Raw genomic sequence first — 3840 nt, 5'->3', positions numbered from 1 at the left:
TGCAGCGGTAGTTCAGTTGGTTAGAATGCCGCCCTGTCACGGCGGAGGTCGCGGGTTCGAGCCCCGTCCGCTGCGCCATCTACTTTTTAAATTTTTCATATTTTTTTTATTTTTGTCTTTATTTTTTAAATTTAATGCAAATTTTTATAAAAATATTTTGTTAAATAATATGTAAAATAATACATAAAATATTGTCTTTAGAATAATTTAAAATATATTTTTCTATTAAAATTTTTAGCTTTTATAGCTAAAGCAACGATAACAGCATAAATTTCACTCGATTTTCTAAATGAATAATATTTAAGTTTCAATTATCTTTATAGTGCTATTAATAAGCTAAAATAACAACTTGTTGTTGCTTGACATTAAGGCATATTTTAAAATTTAAAGTCAAAATTTGTTTTATCGCGCAAATATACATATAAATTTTTATCCTGCCAAATGGCTAATATCAACCTCAAAAGCTTAAAATTTGGTGTAAATTCTATTTTTTCTCAAAAGTGATTACTGGCAAAGAAAAAATATTATTTTTATCTTTTGATTATCAAAATATCAATATAATCGTAAAAATTTATAAAAGGACAATTATGGCACTTGAAAATGTATTAAGAGCGATTGAGGATATAAAAAATGGCAAAATGGTCGTAATGGTCGATGACGAGGACCGCGAAAACGAGGGCGATCTAGTCTTTTCAGCAGCTAGCAGCGACATGCAAAAGGTAAATTTTGCTATCACTCATGCAAAGGGCGTACTCTGTCTCGCGATGGACGAAGCAAATGCTAAAAGGCTTGACCTGCCGCTAATGGTAGCCAAAAACACATCGAGCCACGAGACAGCATTTACGGTCACGATCGACGCAAAAGACGCAACAACTGGCGTTAGCGCATACGAGCGCGATATGACGATCAGGCTTGCGGCTGATGCTAGCTCAAAGCCTGAAGACTTCGTGCGCCCAGGACACATATTCCCACTCATCGCTAAAAATGGCGGCGTGCTCGTTCGCACAGGACACACCGAGGGCTCAGTCGATCTTTGTAAGCTCGCTGGCGTTAGCCCGATGGCTTCGATATGCGAGATCGTAAAAGAAGATGGCACCATGGCAAGGCGCGATTATTTAGAGGAGTTTTGTAAGAAATTTGGGCTAAATATGATCAGCGTTTCTGATCTGGTCGAGTATAGACTAAGCCATGAAAGCCTCATAAGAGTTGGCGAAAAAAGTGATGTCAAGATCGCAGACTACGCGGCCACAAGATACGATATCACCGACCACAAAGGTAAAATCCACTCAGCTTATCTTTTTGGCGAGCTAAAGAGCAAGGCAAATGTCAAATTTCAAAAGATACTAGCCGATCATGAGCTTTTGAGCAGTCCAAAATACGAAGAGCTTTTAAAAACCATCAAATTTCTAAGCCAAAATGGTGGAATTTTGATCTTTTTAGATAGCGACAACTCAAACACAAGCAAAGACTACGGCATCGGAGCGCAAATTTTAAATCACTTTGGCGTAAAGGATATCGAGCTTCTAAGCTCAAATAAAAATAAAGAATTTGTAAGCTTAGCTGGTTTTGGGCTAAATATAGTTGGCTATAAAGGAATTTAAATATCACCAAATTTAGCCAGTTCGGCTTGGTCTCTGGCTAAATTTTATAATACTTTTTAGGTTAAATTTCGCAGATCATTCACAAATTTAAACTCTCGTTACATGTAAAATTTTAAGAAGTTTCTCTTTTGTTTAAGTTTATCTAGCATAAATTTAGTTCATAAACCAGTTTAATGTTAAAAATTAAATATTTTACTTCAAATATATTTTATAAAATAAATCAAATTTAATTAAAAAATTTTTATTATATTGCTAATTTACGTTATTTTTATAGATTTAATCATTATTTAATATAAAATATTATTTAAAACAAAAGATTAAATTTATATTTTAAATAATATAATTCTACTAATATTTCACAAGGAGGATGAAATGAGATCTATATCAAACAAGATCGCATTGACGCTTATTGTTCTTTTGAGTGTATGTTTTGCTGCGATGTCGGCTGTTAGCTACTTTAACGCAAAAGAGGAGGTGGTGAAGCTGATCAGCCAAAACCAAGATCAAATTCTATCTGACATAAAGTCTGTGACGCAAAGTTTTATTGATGACTACATGGAGGACTCGCAAAAGCTTGCAAACAAGCTAGCAGGTAGTATCGGTAGAGAAGATGAAATTCTTGCTCGTTTAAAATCTACAAAAGAAAATTTAAAATCAATAGTCATAGGTGCTTATTTTGCAGCAGAGAGCAACGGCTATACTTATGGCTCAAATGGTAAAACCTTAACCCCAGAAAAAGATAAATACGAACCAAGGGGTAGGGGCTGGTATATCGCCGCAAAGAGTAGTGGAAAAACCATCTTTACAAAGCCATATATAGACATGGTCGCTCCAGAGCACGATCTGTGCATGACTTTCTCTACACCGATAGTAGAGGACGGCAAGCTTGCGGGAGCTACATTTACTGATGTTAATATCAGGCTTTTAAGTAAAAAGCTTCTAAAGATGGGTAAAACTGAGTTTGGCTATGTCTATTTTATGGACAAAGATGGTGTTATCTTGTTACATGAGGACGAAAGTCTTATAAATAGTTCTGTTGAAACGACTAAGACCTTGGCTGCTAAATTTGCAAGTAAAGACTTTGATGAAAACGGACTAATCTCTTATAAAAATGCGAAAAACGAAAATGTCTTGGCTAAAATTTTACCTATAAACGACGATGGGTGGCTCGCAGTTGCTGCGATAAATGCCGATACTTTCACGAGCCAGACTATGCCCCTCCTAAAGATCCAGCTAATCCTCGCAGTGCTATTTATCGTTATCCTCTCAGCATTTGTCTATTTCTTACTTAAAAAGTCTCTTAACCCTATAAAAATCATCCAGTCTAAGCTTGATGATGTATTTAAATTTGTAACTTACGAAGCAAAAGCACCAAACAAGCTAGAGGTAAGATCAAATGACGAATTTGGTGAGATGAGCAAGGCGATAAATGAGAACATCGACAAAGTCATAGCTGGCATCAAAAAAGATAGCACTATGATAGATGAGCTAAATAAGGTAGCAAATTTGATGATCAAAGGAAACCTTGGAGCAAAGATAGGCTCAACTCCAAACAACCCATCACTAAATGAACTAAAAGAGCTACTAAATAAATTCTTTACATCTATCTCGGCAAATTTAAAGGGCATAACAAATGTTCTTAGCTCATATACTAAAAATGACTTTACAGCAAAGGTTGAGATAAATGACGAGCTAGAAGCCGATCTAAAAGCTATGATACTTGGAGTATCAAATATGGGTGAAGTAATTTGCACTATGCTAAACTCAAATTTAAATGATGCCAAGATGCTTGAAGAAAAAGCTACAACTCTGGCTTCAGCTATGAAAGAGCTAACGCAAGGTGCTAGCACTCAAGCAAGCTCGCTTCAAGAAAGTGCTGCTGCAGTTGAGCAAATGTCTAGCTCAATGAATGCCATCTCTCAAAAGACAGCTGATGTTATAAGACAAAGTGATGAAATCAAAAACATCATAACTATCATTAGAGATATAGCAGACCAAACAAACCTTCTAGCACTTAATGCTGCAATAGAAGCTGCACGTGCAGGAGAGCATGGTAGAGGGTTTGCAGTTGTTGCTGATGAAGTTAGAAAACTAGCAGAAAGAACTCAAAAATCACTTGGTGAGATAGAAGCAAATACAAATGTATTAGCTCAATCAATAAATGAGATGAGTGAATCTATAAAAGAGCAAAGTGAAGGAATAAATATGATAAATCAATCAGTTGCTCAAATAGATAATC

2 protein-coding genes and 1 tRNA gene are annotated in these 3840 nt (G+C 35.5%); all 3 read left to right on the top strand.

The window, feature by feature from the left end:
• Position 1: 1 nt before the first annotated feature.
• A tRNA-Asp gene (locus tag F3G91_RS01940) sits at positions 2-78 on the top strand.
• 509 nt (positions 79-587) lie between these two features.
• On the top strand, positions 588-1601 hold the full coding sequence (locus tag F3G91_RS01935) for a bifunctional 3,4-dihydroxy-2-butanone 4-phosphate synthase/GTP cyclohydrolase II (protein WP_149700520.1): 1014 nt from the start codon (positions 588-590) through the stop codon (positions 1599-1601).
• Between the two features lie 372 nt (positions 1602-1973).
• Positions 1974-3840, top strand: a 1867-nt coding sequence (locus F3G91_RS01930; protein ID WP_149700984.1) for a methyl-accepting chemotaxis protein, incomplete at its 3' end; no start/stop codon positions are given.

The sequence above is a fragment of the Campylobacter concisus genome, from assembly GCF_902460715.1.
In the GTDB taxonomy this organism is placed as follows: Bacteria; Campylobacterota; Campylobacteria; order Campylobacterales; family Campylobacteraceae; genus Campylobacter_A; species Campylobacter_A concisus_AK.
The sequence above is the reverse complement of the archived record's forward strand: the minus strand, read 5'-3'. Positions and strand labels throughout refer to the sequence as shown.

Excerpts from the sequence above, each read along its gene's own strand:
- F3G91_RS01935 (WP_149700520.1), top strand. The coding sequence starts at position 588 with ATGGCACTTGAAAATGTATTAAGAGCGATTGAGGATATAAAAAATGGC.